Annotated in this window: 16 protein-coding genes; 11 read left to right on the forward strand and 5 right to left on the reverse strand. The window is 73.1% G+C overall.

Annotated elements, in window-relative coordinates:
* The first annotated feature begins 2 nt into the window (after positions 1-2).
* Positions 3-773: an enoyl-CoA hydratase-related protein gene (locus AC6H2I_RS11655; RefSeq protein WP_497500803.1), complete on the forward strand. Its 771-nt coding sequence runs from the start codon at positions 3-5 to the stop codon at positions 771-773.
* Entirely contained in the window at positions 758-1,525 is a 768-nt protein-coding gene (locus AC6H2I_RS11660; RefSeq protein WP_497500804.1) for a polyketide synthase, read from the forward strand. The genes AC6H2I_RS11655 and AC6H2I_RS11660 overlap by 16 nt, the downstream gene beginning before the upstream one ends.
* A 25-nt stretch (positions 1,526-1,550) precedes the next feature.
* On the opposite strand, the gene AC6H2I_RS11665 is transcribed toward AC6H2I_RS11660, so the two are convergent.
* On the reverse strand, positions 1,551-4,622 hold the full coding sequence (locus AC6H2I_RS11665) for an efflux RND transporter permease subunit (RefSeq protein ID WP_497500805.1): 3,072 nt from the start codon (positions 4,620-4,622) through the stop codon (positions 1,551-1,553).
* A gap of 3 nt (positions 4,623-4,625) precedes the next feature.
* Positions 4,626-5,714 (reverse strand): efflux RND transporter periplasmic adaptor subunit, encoded by a 1,089-nt coding sequence (locus tag AC6H2I_RS11670; RefSeq protein ID WP_497500806.1) that lies wholly within the window; start codon positions 5,712-5,714, stop codon positions 4,626-4,628.
* Positions 5,715-6,103: 389 nt separating this feature from the next.
* Between AC6H2I_RS11670 and AC6H2I_RS11675 the strand changes: the two genes are divergently transcribed.
* Together AC6H2I_RS11675 and AC6H2I_RS11680 are read left to right on the forward strand one after the other, a co-directional pair.
* A complete protein-coding gene (locus AC6H2I_RS11675) occupies positions 6,104-6,295 on the forward strand; it encodes a type II toxin-antitoxin system VapB family antitoxin (protein WP_497500807.1) in 192 nt (63 codons plus the stop codon).
* A complete protein-coding gene (locus AC6H2I_RS11680) occupies positions 6,292-6,663 on the forward strand; it encodes a type II toxin-antitoxin system VapC family toxin (RefSeq protein ID WP_497500808.1) in 372 nt (123 codons plus the stop codon). The genes AC6H2I_RS11675 and AC6H2I_RS11680 overlap by 4 nt, the downstream gene beginning before the upstream one ends.
* Before the next feature lie 123 nt (positions 6,664-6,786).
* Here the strand turns inward: AC6H2I_RS11680 and AC6H2I_RS11685 are convergent, their stop codons facing one another.
* Genes AC6H2I_RS11685 through AC6H2I_RS11695 form a run of 3 tightly spaced genes read right to left on the reverse strand, consistent with a single transcriptional unit; the run spans position 6,787 to position 10,894 of the window.
* Positions 6,787-8,175 (reverse strand): cytochrome P450, encoded by a 1,389-nt coding sequence (locus tag AC6H2I_RS11685; protein ID WP_497500809.1) that lies wholly within the window; start codon positions 8,173-8,175, stop codon positions 6,787-6,789.
* On the reverse strand, positions 8,172-9,551 hold the full coding sequence (locus tag AC6H2I_RS11690; protein ID WP_497500810.1) for a cytochrome P450: 1,380 nt from the start codon (positions 9,549-9,551) through the stop codon (positions 8,172-8,174). The genes AC6H2I_RS11685 and AC6H2I_RS11690 overlap by 4 nt, the downstream gene beginning before the upstream one ends.
* Positions 9,548-10,894, reverse strand: a complete 1,347-nt coding sequence (locus tag AC6H2I_RS11695) for a PfaD family polyunsaturated fatty acid/polyketide biosynthesis protein (protein WP_497500811.1) — start codon at positions 10,892-10,894, stop codon at positions 9,548-9,550. The genes AC6H2I_RS11690 and AC6H2I_RS11695 overlap by 4 nt, the downstream gene beginning before the upstream one ends.
* Positions 10,895-11,199: 305 nt before the next feature.
* Between AC6H2I_RS11695 and AC6H2I_RS11700 the strand changes: the two genes are divergently transcribed.
* The 7 genes from AC6H2I_RS11700 to AC6H2I_RS11730 all read left to right on the forward strand — a co-directional run bounded on the left by AC6H2I_RS11700 (position 11,200) and on the right by AC6H2I_RS11730 (position 18,341).
* Positions 11,200-11,517 carry a DUF6312 domain-containing protein gene (locus AC6H2I_RS11700; RefSeq protein WP_497500812.1) on the forward strand — a complete coding sequence of 106 codons (318 nt, stop codon included), beginning with the start codon at positions 11,200-11,202 and terminating at the stop codon, positions 11,515-11,517.
* 37 nt (positions 11,518-11,554) lie between these two features.
* Positions 11,555-11,893: a DUF6200 domain-containing protein gene (locus AC6H2I_RS11705; RefSeq protein ID WP_497500813.1), complete on the forward strand. Its 339-nt coding sequence runs from the start codon at positions 11,555-11,557 to the stop codon at positions 11,891-11,893.
* Positions 11,894-12,159: 266 nt separating this feature from the next.
* Positions 12,160-13,185, forward strand: a complete 1,026-nt coding sequence (locus tag AC6H2I_RS11710; protein ID WP_497500814.1) for an efflux RND transporter periplasmic adaptor subunit — start codon at positions 12,160-12,162, stop codon at positions 13,183-13,185.
* A complete protein-coding gene (locus AC6H2I_RS11715) occupies positions 13,185-16,280 on the forward strand; it encodes an efflux RND transporter permease subunit (protein WP_497500815.1) in 3,096 nt (1,031 codons plus the stop codon). The genes AC6H2I_RS11710 and AC6H2I_RS11715 overlap by 1 nt, the downstream gene beginning before the upstream one ends.
* A gap of 67 nt (positions 16,281-16,347) precedes the next feature.
* Positions 16,348-17,709: a hypothetical protein gene (locus AC6H2I_RS11720; protein ID WP_497500817.1), complete on the forward strand. Its 1,362-nt coding sequence runs from the start codon at positions 16,348-16,350 to the stop codon at positions 17,707-17,709.
* Positions 17,706-17,939 (forward strand): acyl carrier protein, encoded by a 234-nt coding sequence (locus tag AC6H2I_RS11725; protein WP_497500818.1) that lies wholly within the window; start codon positions 17,706-17,708, stop codon positions 17,937-17,939. Before AC6H2I_RS11720 ends, AC6H2I_RS11725 begins: the two co-directional genes overlap by 4 nt.
* 39 nt (positions 17,940-17,978) lie before the next feature.
* On the forward strand, positions 17,979-18,341 hold the full coding sequence (locus tag AC6H2I_RS11730; protein WP_497500819.1) for a DUF6312 domain-containing protein: 363 nt from the start codon (positions 17,979-17,981) through the stop codon (positions 18,339-18,341).
* The last annotated feature ends 15 nt before the right edge of the window (positions 18,342-18,356 follow it).

Raw genomic sequence — 18,356 nt, forward strand, 5'->3', positions numbered from 1 at the left:
CGATGGAGCCGCACACGCTGATCGTGGAGGACGCCGGCACGGTGGTGACCGCCACCTTGAACCGCCCGGAGCGCCGCAACGCCCTGACCGCCGCCATGGTCGAGGACCTGCACGCCCTGCTGGACCGGCTGGAGGCCGATCCCCGGGCGCGCATCCTGGTGCTCGCCGGCTCGGCCGACGCGTTCTGCACCGGGATGGATTTCGTGGAGGCCAGCGCCGCGGCGGGCGCGGCCACGGTCGAGGCGGCGGCCGGGCGCTTCTACGCCCTGATGGAGCGCTTCACCCGGAGCCCCAAGGTGGTGGTGGCGCGGGTCGAGGGGGCGGTCAACGCCGGCGGCATGGGGCTGGTGGCGGCGGCCGACACGGTGATCGCCACGCCGGCCGCCAGCTTCGGCCTGTCGGAGGCGCTGTTCGGCCTGCTGCCGGCGACGGTGGCGCCGTTCCTGGTGCGTCGCGTCGGCTTCCAGGCGGCCTACCGCCTCAGCCTCACCGCCCAGCGCATCGACGCGGCCGAGGCCCACCGGTTGGCCCTGGTGGACGAGCTGAGCGACGCCCCGGCCGACGCGGTGCGTCGCCTGCGGCTGCGGATCGAGCGCATCCGCGAGGAGACGGTGGCGGCCACCAAGGGCTACTTCGCCGACCTCTCCGGCCTCGGGCCGGACACCGGCCGGCGCGCCGTCGCGGCGCTGGCCGAGCGCGCCGCCGACCCGGCGACCGCCGCGGCGATCCGCGGCTTCATCAGCGGGGAGGGGGTGCCATGGAAACGCCCGTGACGCCGCCGGCGCCGGCCGTCCGCCTGCGCTGGGTGGGGGATTGCATCGCCGTGGTGGCGATGGAGGAGCGGGTGGGGCGCAACACCTTCACCCGCGCCCTGGTGTCCGGCCTGGCCGAGGCCTTCGCCGGCGTCCGCGCCAACGCCGCGGCCAAGGTGGTGGTGGTGCACGGCTACGACAGCGTGTTCTGCGCCGGCGGCACGGAGGAGGAGCTGATCGGCATCGCCGAGAGCCGCCAGACCTTCGACGAGGCCGGGTTCTACCGCATGCTGCTGGACTGCCCGCTGCCGGTGGTGGCGGCCATGCAGGGCCACGCGCTGGGCGGCGGGCTGGTGTTCGGGCTCTACGCCGACCTGGTGGTGCTGGCGCGGGAATCCCTCTACAGCGCCAATTTCATGAAATACGGCTTCACCCCGGGGATGGGCGCCACCTTCCTGCTGCCCCACAAGCTGGGCGTCGCCCTGGGGCACGAGATGCTGTTCACCGCCAGCGGCCTGCACGGCGGGGCGCTGGCGGCGCGCGGCGTCGGGTTCCCGGTGGTGGGGCGGGCCGAGACGCTCGACCACGCCCTCAGGCTGGCCCGGGCGCTGGCCGACAAGCCCCTGCAGGCGCTGACCCTGCTGAAGGAGACGCTGCGCGCCCCGATCGCCGAGGCCCTGCCGGCGGTGGTGGAGCGGGAGAAGCGCATGCACGACCTGACCTTCGCCGCCCCGGGCATCCAGGAGCGCATCCGCAGCCGGTTCGGGCGCTGAGCGGAGCGGCGGCGCGGCCGCCGCCTCACGCCGCCGGGGCGGGCGCCGGCACCGCGTGGCCGGCCGTGCCGGCGCGCCGGCTGGGGGTCAGCAGGGTGTACATGGTCGGCACGACGAAGAGGGTCAGCAGGGTGCCCAGCGACATCCCGCCGACGATCACCCAGCCGATCTGCTGCCGGCTCTCCGCCCCGGCCCCCGTGGCCAGCGCCAGGGGCACCGCGCCCAGCACCATGGCGCCGGTGGTCATCAGGATCGGGCGCAGCCGCAGCACCGCGGAGTCCATGACCGCGTCGCGCTTGGACCGGCCCTGCTCCTGGAGCTGGTTGGCGAACTCGACGATCAGGATGCCGTGCTTGGTGATCAGCCCGACCAGGGTGATCAGGCCGATCTGGCTGTAGACGTTCAAGGTCCCGCCGGCCAGCGTCAGCGCCAGCAGGGCGCCGGCCATCGAGAGCGGGACGGTCAGGATGATCACCAGCGGGTCGACGAAGCTCTCGAACTGGGCGGCCAGCACCAGGTAGATGAAACCCAGGGCCAGCACGAAGACGAAGACCAGGCTCGACCCCGCCTCGCGGAACTCGCGGCTCTGGCCGGCGTAGTCGGTCTGGGTGCCCTGGGGCAGCACCTCGGCCGCGGTGCGCTCCAGGAAGGCCAGCGCCTCGCCCTGGGAGACGCCGGGCGCCAGGTTGGCCTCGATGGTGGCGGAGCGCAGCTGGTTGAAGCGGTTCAGCTCCTTGGGCGACACCGTCTCGTCGATGGTCACCAGGTTGGAGAGCTGGACCATCTCCCCCTGGGCGCCGCGCACGTAGATGAGGCTGAGGTCGCGCGGCGTGGAGCGGTCCTGCTCGGCCAGGCGGATGATGGTGTCGTACTGCTCGCCGTCGCGCTCGAACCGGGTGACCTGGCGGCCGCCCAGCAGCGTCTCCAGGGTGCGGCCGACGGTGGCGACCTGGATGCCGGAATCGGCCACCTTGTCGCGGTTCATCGCCACCTCGATCTGCGGCTTGGAGAGCTTCAGGTTGCTGTCGGCGTCGACCAGCCCGGGATAGGCCCGGATGCGCTCCATCATCGCCTCGACGTGACCCTGGAGGTCGTCGTAGCTGCCCGAGGTCTGGATCACGAACTCGATGGGCCGGCTGTTGCCGCGCTGGCCGAAGGAGGCCTGGTTGACCGGGAAGGCGGTGAGACCGGCGATGCGCCGCAGCTCCGGCTGGAGGGCGGCGGCGATCGCCTGCTGGGAGCGCCCGCGCTCGCTCCAGTCGGCGAGCTGGGAGATGGCCAGCATCCGCGTCACCTCGGGAAAGCCGGCGATGACGATGTAGCTCTCGACCTCCGGCACGCCGGCCACGATCGCCTCCGCCTGGCGGGCGTAGCGGGCGGTGTAGTCGATGGTGGCGCCCTCCGGCGCGGTGCCCAGCACGCGGATCACCCCGCGGTCCTCGACCGGCGCCAGCTCCGACTTCAGGTTGGTGAAGAGCAGCGCGCTCGACCCGGCCACGCCGATCGCCAGCAGCACGATCAGCGGCCGCACCCGCAGGCTGGCCCGCAGCAGCGCCCGGTAGGCCGCGGCCATGCCGTCGAACAGCCGCTCCAGCGCCCGGTAGACGCGGCCGTGGCTTTCGTGCCCCTTCAGCAGGCGGGCGCACATCATCGGCGTCAGGGTCAGGGCGACGAAGCCGGAGACGATCACCGCGCCGGCCAGGGTCAGGGCGAACTCCAGGAACAGCCGGCCGACCCGGCCCGGGGCGAAGGCCACCGGCGCGTAGACGGCGGCCAGCGTCATGGTCATGGCGATGACGGCGAAGCCGATCTCGCGGGTGCCGACGATGGCGGCGAGGGTGGGCTTCTTCCCGTCCTCAATGTGGCGGTGGACGTTCTCCAGCACGACGATGGCGTCGTCCACCACCAGCCCGATGGCCAGCACCATGGCCAGCAAGGTCAGCGTGTTGATGGAGAATCCCACGGCGTGCATGATGGCGAAGGTGGTGATCAGCGACACCGGGATGGTCACCACCGGGATGATGGTGGCGCGCACGGTGCGCAGGAAGAACAGCACCACCACGACCACCAGGACCACCGCCTCCAGGATGGTGTGGAACACCGCCTCGATGGAGCGGTCGATGAAGACCGAGCTGTCGTAGGACACCCGGGCGGTCATGCCGTCGGGCAGGTCGTCCAGCAGGCGCGGCAGGATCTCCCGCACCGCGGTGGAGACGTCCAGCGGGTTGGCGGTGGCCTGCTTGATGATGCCGATGGAGATGGCGTTCTTGCCGTCCGACCGGCTGTCCCGCCGCTCGTCGGCGGCCCCCAGCTCGACCGTCGCGACATCGCGCAGGCGCACCAGGATGCCGTCGCCCTGGCGCACCACCACGCCCTCGAACTCCGCCGGCGTGGTCAGGCCGGTGCGCGACAGCACGGTGAACTCGCGGTCCCGGCTCTCGATGCGGCCCGACGGGATCTCGACGTTCTGGCCGCGCAGCGCGTCCTCGACCTCCTGGATGGTCAGGCCGTAGGCGGCGAGGCGGGCGCGGTCGACCCAGATGCGCATGGCGTAGCGCCGCTCGCCCATGATCTGCACGTCGGCGACGCCGGGCAGGTTCTTGAAGCGGTCGACCACGAAGCGGTCGAGGTGGTCGGTGATCTCCAGGGGCGACAGGCGGTCGCTGACGAAGGGCAGGAAGATGATGGGCTGGGCGTCGGCCTCCACCTTGGAGATGACCGGCTCGTCGATCTCGTCGGGCAGCCGGCCGCGCACCCGGGCGGCGCGGTCGCGCACGTCGCTGGCCGCCACGTCGGGGTCGACGGTGCGCCGGAAGGTGACGGTGATCCGGCTCGATTCCGGGCGGCTGACCGAGGTCAGGGTGTCGATCCCCTCGATGCCCGCGATCGAGCCCTCCAGCACCTGGGTCACCTGGGTCTCGATGATCTCGGCGCTGGCGCCGGGGTAGTCGGTGCGGATGGAGACGACGGGCTCGTCGATGTTGGGGTACTCGCGCACCGTCAGGCGCTGGTAGCTGACCACCCCCAGCAGCACCAGGATCAGGCTGAGCACGGTGGCGAAGACCGGCCGGCGGACGCAGATCTCGGAGAGGCCCATGGCTCAGGTGCCCTCGCGGCCGTTGACCACCACGACCGGGGCGCCCTCGCGCAGCCGCTGCTGCCCCGCGGTGACCACCGTGTCGCCGGGCGACAGCCCCGTCAGCACTTCGACCTCGCCGGCCTTGCGCTCGCCCAGCACCACCACGGCGCGCCGGGCCGTGCCGTCGACCACGCGGTAGACGACGCGCAGGTCGCCCTGGGGCAGGATGGCGGCCTCCGGCACCAGCAGGGCGTTCTCCCGGCTGGCCGCGGCGACGCCGACCCGCACGAACAGGCCCGAGCGCAGCGCCCCGTCGGGGTTGGGCACCCGGGCGCGCAGCCGCAGGGCGCGGCCGTTGACGTCGACCTGGGGATCGATGGCGGTGATCCGCCCCTCGAAGCCGCGGCCGGGCAGGGCGTCGGCGGTGATGGCGACCGGCAGACCGACGGTGACGCTGGTCAGGAAGGTCTCCGGCACGCGGAACTCCACGCGCAAGGGGTCGACGGTCTGGAGCCCGATCAGTGCCTCGCCGCGGGACACGTACTCGCCGCGGCTGACCGGGCGCAGGCCGAGTTCCCCGGCGAAGGGGGCGCGGATCACCGTCTTGTCGAGCTGGGTTTCGGCCAGCCTGACCCGTGCCCGGGCCGAATGCAGGGCGGCGACCGCCTCGTCCAGCGCGCGCCGCGTGCCGGAGCTCTGGCGCACCAGGGTGTCGGCGCGGTCGTAGTTGGCCTGGGCCAGGGTCAGCTCGGCCTTGGCCTGGTCGAGCTCGGCCGTGAGGATGGCGTCGTCGAGGCGGACCAGCGGCACCCCGGCGGCGACCGCGGTGCCCTCGTCGAACAGAATGTCGGCGACCACCCCGTCGATCTCCGGCGACAGCACCACCGAGTCCTGGGATTGCAGGGTGCCGATGGCGTCGATGCGCACGGTCACCGTGTCGATCCGCACCGGTGCCGTCTCCACCGCGGCCGGGCGCGGCGCGGCCTGGCCGGCGGCCGGCGCCGCGGGGGATTTCTGCTGCGCGAAGCTGGTGCCGAACTGCCATTGTCCGACCCCGGCGAGCGCGAGACCGCCGACGAGCAGCGCCCCGATGACGTGTGTGCGCCTCATGCGATTGCCCGTCCTCTGTCCACAGAACCCTGATGCCACGAGGGTGACACGACACACCCGGCCCGTCCGCCCGCACTTCCTGCCCAGCACCGGCCGACCGTGGATCGCTTTTTTCGCGTCGATCTCTTGGAATGCATGGACGCCGCGACGGAGGGTCCATGGCCCGGCCGTCTGCGGCACCGCACAACAGTATAGGATGGGCCCCATGGTTAGGAAAGAGCCGGCCCTGTAACAGAGTGTAACGGCACATGGCGGGCCCTCGGCGAGGCGGCCGACCCCGCGGAGCGGTGGTCGATGCGACGCCCGCTCCATGCGGATGACGCGCGGGCGGGCATTGAAAGTGACATCAAATGATGCCATTTTCGTGCCTCCTGGTGAGGAGGATGTCCATGCGCACGACCCTGGCGCTCGATGACGACCTGGTGGCGAAGGCCCAGTCCTTCACCGGTCTGAAAGAGAAGGCCGAACTGGTGCGCGAAGCCCTGAAGGCCTTGATCGAGCGTGAGAGCGCCCGTCGGCTCGCCCGTCTTGGCGGCAGCGAGCCGGAGCTTGAAGCGGGTCCCCGGCGGCGGCCTGAATGATCCTGGTGGACACGTCGGTGTGGGTGGATCACCTGCGGCGGGGCGACCCGGTCTTGGGCCGGTTGCTCAATGAGAACCGCGTGGCGACCCATCCCTACGTCATCGGTGAACTGGCGCTCGGCCGTCTGCGCCATCGCGACGAAGTCCTTGGCCTGCTGTCAGACCTGCCGCACGCGACCCCCGCTCAGGAGGGCGAAGTCCTGCACTTCATCCGGGAGCATGCCTTGTCCGGGTCCGGAATTGGATATGTCGACGCGCATCTGCTTGCGGCCACCCGCTTGACGACCGGAGCGGCGCTCTGGACCCGCGACACGCGGCTGGCACAGGTCGCGCAACGCCTCCGTCTCGTTGCCGACCGCTTGCAATGATCAGGCCGGCACCGAAACAAGACCCGTTTTGTCTCACTTCTCCCGGGTGTCACTGGCTGGCGCTTGCTGCGTCCACCGGTAAGACCCAACGCGCGAACCGTCCCCGGCTCGTCGCTCGCCCCCTCACCCCGCGATCCGCACCCGCACCCCGGTGCGCGGCGCCATGGTGCCGGCCTTCCACACCGGGCGCACCGGCTTGGGCTCCTCCAGGGTGAGGTCCAGGGTGGTGACCACCTCGGCCAGCACGATGCGCATCTCCTCCAGGCCCAGGGTGGCGCCCAGGCAGTGGCGGCGGCCGCCGCCGAAGGGCAGGAACTCGGAGATGCCGTAGCGGCGCTCGAGAAATCTCTCGGGCCGGAACGTTCCGGGATCGGAATAAACGGCCGGGTCGTGGTGGGCGAGGTCGACCGACGCCGACACCACCGTGCCGGCCGCCAGGCGGCGGCCCAGCAGGGTCATCGGGCAGGCCAGGCGGCGCGCCACGTTGGTGCTGACGGGGTGGATGCGCAGCGCCTCCCGGCACACCGCGTCGACATAGGCGTTGCGGGCCACCAGGGCGGTGTCGCCGGTGCGCGCGTAGTCCGCCAGCTCCGCCCGCAGGCGCGCCCGCACGCCCGGGGTGCGCAGGCTCCAGTAGACCGCCCAGGTCAGCGCCGTCGCCGTGCTCTCGTGGCCGGCGAACAGCATGGTGAAGAGGTTGTCGCGGATCTCTTCGTCGGTGATGGCCGGAGAGCCGTCGGGGTTCGCCAGGCCGACCAGGTGGTTCAGCACGTCGAGGCGCGCCGGGTCGTGGCCGCGGGCGCGGGCCGCGGCGATGTCCTCGTAGATGATGCGGTCGCAACGCGCCCGGGTCGCCGTGAAGCGCCGCCACGGCGACCAGGGGCCGAGGTCGCGGCGCAGCGCCGGCACGAACACCACCCAGAAGCCGGCCGCCCCGTGCAGCTCGGCGAAGGCCTTGGCGAAGTCGGCCATGCGGGCCTCGTCCACCATGCCGTAGACGGTGCGCAGGATCACCTCCAGCGACACCCTGCGCATGCGCTCCAGCAGGCGGACCGTCTCCCCCCGCGGCCAGGAGGCGGTGTGGCGGCGCGCCACGTCGCGGATCATCGGGCCATTTCCCAGGGGACCGTTTCCCGCACCCCGCTGCTCCACCAGCGGCGCCATCAGCATGTCGCGCAGGCGGCGGTGCTCCTCGCCGTCCAGCAGGATGACCGAGCGGCGGCCGACGAACACCTCGCCGGTCTTGTCCACCGCGGCGTAGGCGCTGGCCGGGGCGGCGAAGATCTCCTTGATCAGCGGCGGCCGGCCGGTCACCACCATGCGGTTGCCCAGCAGGAACGGAACGGTGAAGGGGTCGCCCCAGCGCGCCACCAGCCGGCGGTAGCAGGCCAGCGGGTCGCGGAAGAACGCCACCATGTGCAGGATGCGCGAGCGCGGCCCGCCGGGCAGGCCCTCCGGCAGCGTCGTCGGGGAATTCGTTTCGGAGGCGGACGAAACAGGCGCGTCGGTCATGCGGGGATCTCCTGCACGGGCGTGGCGGCGGAGCCGGCGGAGGGGGGCTGGCGCGGCCCGTCGTAGACCAGCCGCACGCCGCTCTTCGGTCCCATCAGGAAGCCGGTGCGCGCCACCACCAGCGGCCCGTCCTCGGCCCGGCGGAAGCGGCAGCGGCCCAGCAGCACCCCCAGCACGATCTTGATCTCGTAGACCGAGAAGAACTGGCCCAGGCAGATGCGCTCGCCACCGCCGAACGGGATGTACTCGTAGGGCGAGGGCCGGCGGCCGAGAAAGCGCTCGGGGCGGAACGCTTCGGGATCGGGATAGATTTCGGGATCGTAATGAAGGACGGCGGCGCAGGCCGAGACGTTGACCCCGGCCGGCACGGTCCAGCCCCGCAGCTCCAGCGGCCGGGCCAGCTGGCGCACCACGTCGGGCACCGCGGGGTAGAGGCGCAGGCACTCCTTCACGACGGCGTCGAGGTAGGGCAGGGCGGCGTAGGCGTCGGGTGCCGGGTCGGGGCCGAGCCCGTCGATCTCCGCCCGCAGCCGCTCCAGCACCGCCGACGCGGCGTGGACCCAGTGCATGGCCCAGGTCAGGCCCAGCACCGAGGTCTCGTGGCCGGCCACCAGGTTGACGATCATGTTGTCCTGCAACGCCTCGTCCGCCATCGCGGTGCCGTCGGGGTAGCGGGCGTGGACCAGCCGGCTCAGCACGTCGGGGCGGTCCGCCCCGGCCGGGTCGGCGCGCCGGCGCGCCGCCAGCTCGGCGACCAGCCGGGCCAGCCGGGCGCGGGCGTCGTGGAAGCGGCGCACCGGGGGCAGCGCCCGGCTGCCGGCGCCGGCCAGCGACAGGGTGAGGAACAGCGGGTTGCCGAAGGCGCGGGAGAAGGCCAGCACCGCCGCGCGGAAGCGGTCGAGCTCGCCGGCCCGGTCCTCGGCGCCGATCACCGCCTTCAGGATCACGTCGAGGGCGATGGCCAGGGCGGCCGTGCGCACCACCAGCGTCTCCCCCGGAGTCCAGGCGGCGATGGCCTGGACGGCGGTCTCCTTCATCATGCCGCCCAGCCCCTTCATGGGGTCGCCCTGGAATTGGGGGGCGATCATCCGGCGCTCGCGCTTGTGGGCGGCGCCGGAATGGGCGACCAGCCCCTTCTCGCCCAGCACCCGCTTCTGGGCGGCCGGCAGCTCCACCGTGAAGGTGTCGGGATGGGCGGTGAAGATCTGGCGCACCCCCTCGGGGTGGCCGGTCATCACCGTGCGGGCGTTGGTGAACACCGTGAAGGGGTCGCCGTGGCGGCGCCGGCAGTCCTGGAACAGGGCGTAGGGGTCGCGGACGTAGCGCAGGCTCGACAGCGGCGCCAGCCGCGGGCCGGGGGGCAGGGCGGGGCTCATGGGGCGGTCTCCAGGGCGCCGAGGCGGCGGGTGAGGACGCCGGCCGCCCCGTCCATCAGGCGGTCGGCCAGGTCGTCGGCGTGGCGCCGGCGCCAGTCCTCCAGGGCGGTGCCGCGGAGCCAGCGGTTGCACGCCCCCATGGCCGGGCCGCAGTGGATCTGGAAGTTGGCGGCGTCGCCGCGCCGGCCCTCCAGGGCCAGGCGGTTGGTGTGGACGAAGTACCAGCGGAACACCATGGCCATCCTCCTGCGCGGGTTGGCCTCGGCCGCCGCCAGCTCGGCCGGGGCGGCGCGGCGGTAATAGGCGGCGGTCTCCTCCCACACCGCCGCCACCGAGCGGCCGAACCAGCGCTCCTCGATCTCGCGCAACGTCGCCGTGGGGATCGTCTCGAGGCCGGAATGGGTCCGGTAGAGCTCGTGCAGGCGGTTGGCCCGGGGCGCGAACAGGGTGCCGCGCTTCAGCACCTGCACCTTCGCGCCGATCTCGAACATGTCGCCGGCCGGGGCCATGTCGGTGTCCTGGACGTCGGCGCCGGCCAGCAGGTCCTTCACGGCCTCGCTGGTGCCGGCCTCCACCGTGCATTGGTTGATCGACCCGGTCAGCACGAAATCGGCGCCCAGCACGAAGGCGGCGGCCACCGCCTCAGGCGTGCCGAGGCCGCCGGCCAGGCCGATCCGCACCCCGCCGGCGCCCAGCTCGGCGCGCAGGGACAGCAGGGCCGGCAGCAGGGCGAGGGCGACGCGGCGGTCGGTGTGGCCGCCGCTGTCGGCCTCGGCGCAGACGTCGTCGGCCATCGGCAGGCGCGCGCCAAGTCGCGCCTCCTCCGCGGTGATCCGGCCGGCGGCGGCGAGCGCCGCGACGATGGCCGGGTCGGGGGGCGCCAGGAACTGGCGGGCGACCGAGGGGTGGGAGACCTTGCCCATGACCCGGTTGGCCGGGCGCGGCCGCCCGTCCGGCCCGGCGCGCAGGCCGGCGAGGCGGTAGCGCACCAGGGCCGGGGTGAGGCGGACGAAGGCCGACGCCTCCACCCGCCTGACGCCGCGCGCCAGGAAGAGGTCGACCAGGTCCTCCTCCTGGGACGGGATCAGCATGTTGTGCAGCAGGTTGACGCCGAACGGGCGGTCCGCGGGCAGGCCGGCGCGGATGGCCGCGACCGCCTCGTCCACCCGCTGCGGCGTCAACCCGCCGCTGCCGAAGAAGGCGAGGACGCCGGCCCGCGCCAGCCGCGCCACCATGGCTTCCGAGGCGATGCCCTTGACCATCGACCCCGTGGCGTAGGCCAGCCGCACGCCGTGGTCGGCGCGGAACGCGGCGCTGCCCAGTCCCTCGGCGCGGATCGGCATCGGGTCGGTCCCCGGTGTGGCGGGCCCCCCGCCGGTGGACGGGGCGACGGTGGCGATGATCGCGATGCACGGGGCGCCTGTCCACCCCCGCAACGCGCCGAAGTTGAACACCAGGGGACGAAAATGACGGGGCACGGGCAAATTTGGTTTGTTTTTTTTTGTGATCAGGCCAAAGTTTGCCCCGTTGGCTGTTGAACGCCAAGATCACTGCGGGCCTACGGCATGCGGGCGGCTGCCGCGGTGCGGCCTGGTGCGAGACGCGCGCGGTCACGCCCCCCGCGCCATTGTCGGAAGAGGGTTAAGGCATGGAACCGATGACGGTGGACAACGACGTTCGCTCGATCACCTTCCTGAAGGCGCGGCCGAACGGCGACTACGACGTGACCCATCTGACGCCCCATGGCAAGCGCAAGCGGCAGTCGCGCACCGTGCGCCCGCTGGAGCGCGCCATGCGCAAGCTGGCCCAGGCCCAGGCCAACGCGGCCATGGTCTACCTGGCCCGCCACGAGCGTTCCAACCGCCGCAAGCGCAACGGCTGGCTCTGGGATCTCGGCGAGAACATGTCAAAGGCCAGCAAGGCGGCGCGCAAGACGCCGCGCGTGGTCGTCCTGCGCGAGAGCTGATCCACCACACCTAACCGACCGCGAAGGGGATGGAGCGATGGCAGAGACGGTGCAGACGCCCGAGTCGGCGAAGAGCGCGGCGGCCAAGGCCGCCGGCACGCCCGCCGGCGCGGTGAACAGCGACGCGGTGAACAACGACCTGGTCGTCATCGACATGGGCGAGCAGGACCGCAGCGGCGTGCGCAAGCTGCGCCGCGGCGAGGGCAAGCTCCTGCGCAAGGTCAAGGGGGTCGTCGCCGAGCTGCGCGACCACGACAAGATCGAGGGCAACGCCCAGGTGGTGGTCGTGGTCGTCCGCGAGACCTCGGACCTCGATTGGTTCGATGACGACGATGATGACGACGATGACGACGACGACGACGATTACGACGACTGAGCCCCACCACCGACTCCGAGCACCGGGGCGGCGCCCTCCCTTGCACGCCGGGGGGTAGGCGCCGCCGTCCGAGGGCCGCGCGGCGGCACGCCGCCGCGCGGGCGTGGCTCAATCCCGGCACGGACCGCGATCGGGAGTCTTCCATGCCGAGACCATCGCCGACGGCGGGACCCTCGCCGGCACCGGGATCATCGCCGACGGCGGGGCCAGCGGAACCGGCGCCGCGCGGCCCGCGACGGGGGCGCTGGCGGGGGCGCTGGCGGGCCGTGGTTCCGCTCCTGGTGGGCGGCTGGGCCGCCGACCCGGGCCCCGCCACCCCGGGCCCGGCCGGCCCGGTCGCGGCCGCCCCGATCCCGGTCACCGTGGCGGCGGTGGAACGGGCCAGCATCCCGGACATCGAAAGCGCCACCGGCATGCTGCTGGCGTGGCGCGAGATCGACGTCGCCCCCGGCACCGCCGGCAACATCACCGCCGTGCCGGTGGAGTCCCACGCCACCGTCAGGGCCGGCGACGTCCTGTTCCAGATCGACGACCGCATCGCCCGGGCCGACCTCGCCCGGGCCGACGCGCGCCTGACGGTGACCCGCGGCGCGCTGGAGCGCGCCCGCGACCTCTCCACCCGCGGCAACGTCTCGCGCTCCCAGCTCGACAGCGCCGAGGCCGACTACGCCGAGGCGCAGGCGAACGTGGCCAGCGCCCGGGCGACCCTGGCCACGCTGACCCTGCGGGCGCCGTTCGACGGCCTGCTCGGGATCATCTCCATCGCCCCCGGCGCCTACGTCCAGGCCGGCCAGGTGCTGACCGAGCTGGAGGACGAGACCCGCCTCTACGCCGATTTCCACGTGCGCCAGGGGCTGCTGCCGCGGCTCGAGCCCGGGCTGCCCTTCACCGTCACCTCGGACGCGCTGGGCGACCGGACCGCCGAGGGAACGGTGGCGCTGGTGGTGCCCCAGGGCACCGAGGAGGCGCGCTCGCTGCGGGTGCGCGGGATCATCGAGAATCCGCAGGGCACGCTCACCGACGGCATCGCGGTGCGCGTCGACATGCGGCTGGGCAGCCACGATTCGGTGCTGTCGGTGCCGGTGGCGGCGCTCATCCCGACCATGACCGGCAACTACGTCTACCGGGTCGCCGACGGGCGTGCGGAGTGGACGGCGGTGGCGGTGGGGGCGCGCGACGCCCGACGGGCCGAGATCCGCTCCGGCCTCGGCGAGGGCGACAAGGTGGTGACGGTCGGGCAGTTCCTGCTGAAGGACGGGGCGCCGGTCACGGCGGTGGGCGAGGGCTCCTGATGGTCCTGCGCGACGCCTGCATCCAGCGCCCGGTCCTGGCCATCGTCATCAACCTGTTCCTGGTGCTGGGCGGGCTGTGGGCGCTGACCGCGCTGCCGATCCGCTACCTGCCCCAGTTCGACGTGCCGATGGTGACCGTCACCACCCTGTTCCCCGGCGGCAGCGCCGCCCTGGTGGAGCAGTCGGTGACCGTGCCGGTGGAGCAGGCGGTCACCCAGGTCAACGGCATCGACTACGTCACCTCGGTCAGCACCGCGAACCTGTCGACCATCCAGATGGTCTTTCGCGGCGACGTCGACCCCGCGGCGGCGGCGGCGGAGGTGCGGGCCAAGGTCAACGAGGCGCAGCGCACCCTGCCGGCCGGAGCCGAGGCGCCGGTGGTGGCCCAGCTCAGCCTGGACAGCCAGCCCACGCTCTACCTCTCCTTCACCGACCCCAAGCGCAGCGCGCTGGAGATCACCGACGTGCTGGAGCGGGTGGTCAAGCCGCAGCTCGCCACCGTGCCCGGGGTCGCCAGCCTGCAGGTGCTGGGCGAGCGGGCCTACGCGGTGCGGGTGTGGATCGACCGTTTCCAGCTCGCCGCCGAGGGGCTGACCCTGGACGACGTGATCGCCGCCCTGCAGGCGCAGAACGTCGACCTGCCCGGCGGCGAGATCGTCGACGACACCCGCCGCGTCAGCGTGCGCGCCCGCACCACCATCGCCGCCCCCACCGACTTCGCCCAGCTGGTGGTGCGCAGCGGCGGCGCCTACGCGGTCCGCCTGGGCGACGTGGCCGAGGTCGAGGTGACGGCGCAGTCCGCCGACACGGCCGTGCGCATCGACGGCGCGCCGGCGGTGGCGATCGGCATCCAGCGCCAGAGCGACGCCAACCCGGTGGACATCTCCGACGCGGTGGAGTCGCTGCTGCCGGCCCTGCAGCGCACCCTGCCCGGCGGCATGACGGTGGAGATCGCCTACGACAGCGCCGTCTACATCGACGCCGCGGTGTGGGAGGTGTTCGAGACCATCGGCATCACCATCGCCCTGGTGGTGCTGGTGGTGGTGGCGTTCCTGGCCTCCGTGCGCTCCTCCATCATCGCCCTGGTGGCGATCCCGCTGTCGCTGGGCGGCGGCCTGGCCTTCCTGCTGGTCATGGGCTACAGCCTCAACATCTTCACCCTGCTGGCCTTCGTGCTGGTGATCGGCCTGGTGGTCGACGACGCCATCGTCGAGATCGAGAACATCCAGCGCCACGTCGACCACGGCATGGACCCGATCCACGCCGGCTTCAAGGGCAGCCGCGAGATCGGCTTCGCGGTGGTGGCGATGACCACCACCCTGGCCGCGGTCTACGCCCCCATCGGCCTGCTGCCCGGCACCATGGGCGCCCTGCTGCGGGAGTTCGCCTTCACCCTGGCGGCCACCGTCATCGTCTCCGGCTTCGTCGCCATGACCCTGTCGCCGATGATGTGCTCGCGCATCCTGCGCCGGCACTCGGGGCGCGGCGTCGCCGGCGCGGTGGACCGCCTGTTCGCCCACCTGGCCGGCGGCTACCGCCGCCTCCTGGCGGGCAGCCTGCGCCACCGCTGGCTGGTCGTGCTGGTGGCGCTGGCGGCGGTCGGCGGCGGCTTCGCCACCATGGCCCGGCTGGGCGGGGAGCTGGCCCCGGTGGAGGACCAGGGGTTCCTGCTGGTGCTGTTCTCCGGCCCCCAGGACGCCTCCCCGGCCTACATGGACGCCCGCGCCGACGCCATCGGCGCGGTGCTGGACACGGTGCCGGAGAAGGATGTCACCATGGCCATCACCGGCATGCCCGCGCGCGAGCAGGGCATGGTGTTCACCCTGCTGAAGCCGTGGGGCGAGCGCAGCCGCACCGCGATGGAGATCGAGGCGGACGTCAAGGGGCGGCTGGCCGGCCTGCCCGGCGCCCGGGTGGCGGTGATCGACCCCAACCCGCTGGGCGGCGGCGGCCAGCGGCCGGTCCAGCTCGTGCTGAAGTCGACCCTCGACTACCCCCAGCTCCAGGAGGCGGCGCAACCCCTGCTGGACGCGCTCGGCGCCGACCCGGACCTGCGCAACGTCTCCACCGACCTCGCCCTCAACACACCGATCATCGGCATCGAGGTCGACCGCAGCCAGGCCGCCGAGGTCGGGGTGGAGATGCGGGTGGTCGCCGACGCCATGGGCAAGCTGCTGGGCGACCAGGAGGTCAACCGCTTCGACTGGCAGGGCAACCTCTACCCCGTGCTGCTCGGCCTGAAGACCCAGGACGCCCTCGACCCGCGCTTCCTGGAGCAGATCTTCGCCCGCGGCGCCAACGGCAGGATGGTGCCCTTCGGCGCCTTCTCCAACGTCCGCTACGAGGTGGGGGCGGCCCAGCTCAACCATTTCGACCAGCTCCACGCCATCACGGTGAGCGCCGACCTCGGCCCCGACGCGTCGCTCGCGGCGGTGGCGCAGCGCGTCACCGACCTGGCCGACCGGCTGCTGCCGCCCACCGTCCAGACCGACTGGAACGGCATGGTGCGCCAGCTGCGCGAGGCCAACGCCTCCATGGGGCTGGTGTTCGTGCTGGCCTTCGCCGTCATCTACATGGTGCTGGCCGCCCAGTTCGAGAGCTTCCGCGACCCCTTCATCGTGCTGTCGGTGGCGCCGCTGTCGATCGCCGGGGCGGGTTTCGCCCTGGCCCTCGACGGCGGCAGCATCAACCTCTACAGCGCCATCGGCTTCATCACCCTGATCGGGCTGATCGCCAAGCACGGCATCCTGATCACCGAATTCGCCAACCAGCTGCGCGACGAGGGGATGGCGCGCATGGAGGCCCTGGTGGAGGCGGCGGCGACCCGGCTGCGGCCGATCCTGATGACCACCGCGGCGATGGTGCTGGGGGCGGTGCCGCTGGCCATCGCCAGCGGCCCGGGGGCGGAGAGCCGGCGGGCCATCGGTTGGGTCATCGTCGGCGGCATGCTGTTCGGCACGCTGCTGTCGCTGTTCGTGATCCCGACCGCCTATTCGCTGCTGTCGCGCCGGGCCCGCCGGCCCATCGTCGCGGTGCCGGACGAGGCGGCGCTGCGCGATCCCGTCACCGACCCGGCGGCCGGACCGGCCGATTGACAGCCCGCGCGTGCGGCCAACAAGATGCGGCCCGCCCGGACGGCGGCCGAGAAGGAGAGGGACACCCATGGCGCTCGCGCCCGCGATTCCGCAGACCTTGGACGCCGATTTCCAGGACCAGATCGTGCGCGTGTGCGCCGAGCTGGGGACCACCGGCCCCATCGTCGTCGCGCTGGGCTTCTCCGACCGCCTCGACGCGGCGCGCCTGGACCGTGCCGCACGCCTGCTGATGGACGCCGAGCCGATCCTGGGCTGCCGCTTCGAGGCCGATCCCGAGCGGCCGCGCTGGCGCCGGCGCGACGACCTGGAACGCCGCGACTGGTGCGTCGTCCACGACGTGGCCGACGAGGGGGAGGGGCTGCGCCGGGTGCTGGCGCCCGGTCCCGACGACCTCGAGCTCAACTTCCGGGTCCACCTGCTGCGCCATCCCGCCGGTGACACCGTGCTGGTGTGGGTCAGCCACGTGGTCGCCGACGGCACCGCGGCGGGCGACGTCGCGAGCCGGCTGGCGGCGCTCTACACCCGGCTCGGCACCGAGCCGGGGCACCGGCCGGAGCCCAACCCGGCGCCGCGCGACAGCCTGCAATGGATGGCCGACCTGACGTGGCGCGACGTGCTGCGCATCCTCCGCCGCGACGCCGGCGACGCGCTCCGCGCGCGCGGCGCCGTGCACGGCCTGCAGCGCGACTTCGACCGCTTCCGCGCCACCGTGCCCGGCGCGGTGGCGGTGGCGGCGCACCGCCTGGCCAAGCCGGCGGTCGCGGCGGCCGACCGCGCCGCCGCGGCGCGCGGCTGCACCCGCAACGACCTGCTGCTGGCCGCCTTCCTGCGCGCCTTCGCCGGGTTCGCCGGGCAGGGTGCGGGCGCCCGCGCCCGGGTGGCGCTGCCCAACAACCTGCGCCGCTACGCGCCGGCCCGGCGTCACCACGCCGTCTGCAACATGGGCGGCATCGCCTATGTCAGCGTCGGCCCCGACCTGGGCGCCGGGTTCGACGACACGCTGGCCCAGGTGACGGCGGAGGTGGAGCGCCAGAAGCGCGGCCTGATGGGCGCCGCCAACCCGCTGGCGGTGCGCGTCATGGCCCGCCTGCCGTTCCGGCGCAAGCGGGCGATGGTGGAATCGATGATGCGCAAGGGGATGCGCGGGCCGGTCCCCCCGACCTTCACCAATGTCGGGCGCCTGCGCGCCGCCGCCCTGCGCTTCGACGCGGTGGCGCCGGACCACGCCGCGATGCTGGTGCACCCCGGCGCGGCGCCGCTCTTCCTGTGCTGCGTGGTCGAGTACGACGGGGTGGTGACGCTGACGGTCTGCGTCCAGGCCGCCGACCTGCCGGAGGAGCGGGTGCGGGCGCTGCTGGAGCGGGTGGAGCGGGAACTCCCGGCGCCGCCGGTCCCCGCGGAGGCCTCTGTCGACAAGGAGATGGCATGACGCGCGCCGAGATCTACGAGGTGATCGAGGAATCCGCCCACCTGGAGCCGGGCACGGTGACCGGGGCGGAGACGCTGGCCGGCATCGAGGGGTGGGATTCCCTGTCGGGGTCGGAGTTCCGGCTGATCGTGTCGGACCGCTGGGGCACCGCCCTGTCGGGTCCGGCGGTGGAGCGCTGCGAGTCGGTGGCCGACCTCGTGGCCCTGTTCGGACCGGCCGTCGAAGGGTAGGGTGGGCCGGCCCATTCCGGCGATCCGCGGGAGGACAAGGTGGCGATCATCGTGCATTCCGACGTGAGGCGCATCACCGTGCTGCGCGGCCAGGGCCCGCGGGCCCGGCGCGACGTGCTGGTGGCGGCGCCGGACGCCGTCCTCGGCCGCCCGCCCGTGGCGGCGGACGAGCCGGAGGTGAACCGGCGGGTCGAGCTGGTGGTGGTGGGGCGCCCGCGCCGCCGCCAGAGCCGGGCGCTGCGCCCGGTCGAGCGGCTGGTCCGCCGGATGGCGGAGCGGGAGGTCCGGGCCGCGTCCGTCTACCTGGCGCTGCACGAGCGGTCCAACCGCCGGCGCCGCAACGGCTGGCTGCAGGACCTCGCCAAGAACCTGATGAAGGCGGTGCGCCGCTCCCGGCGCTAGGGTCGGCCATGGCGG

The organism is Azospirillum sp. NS33 (genome assembly GCF_059703765.1).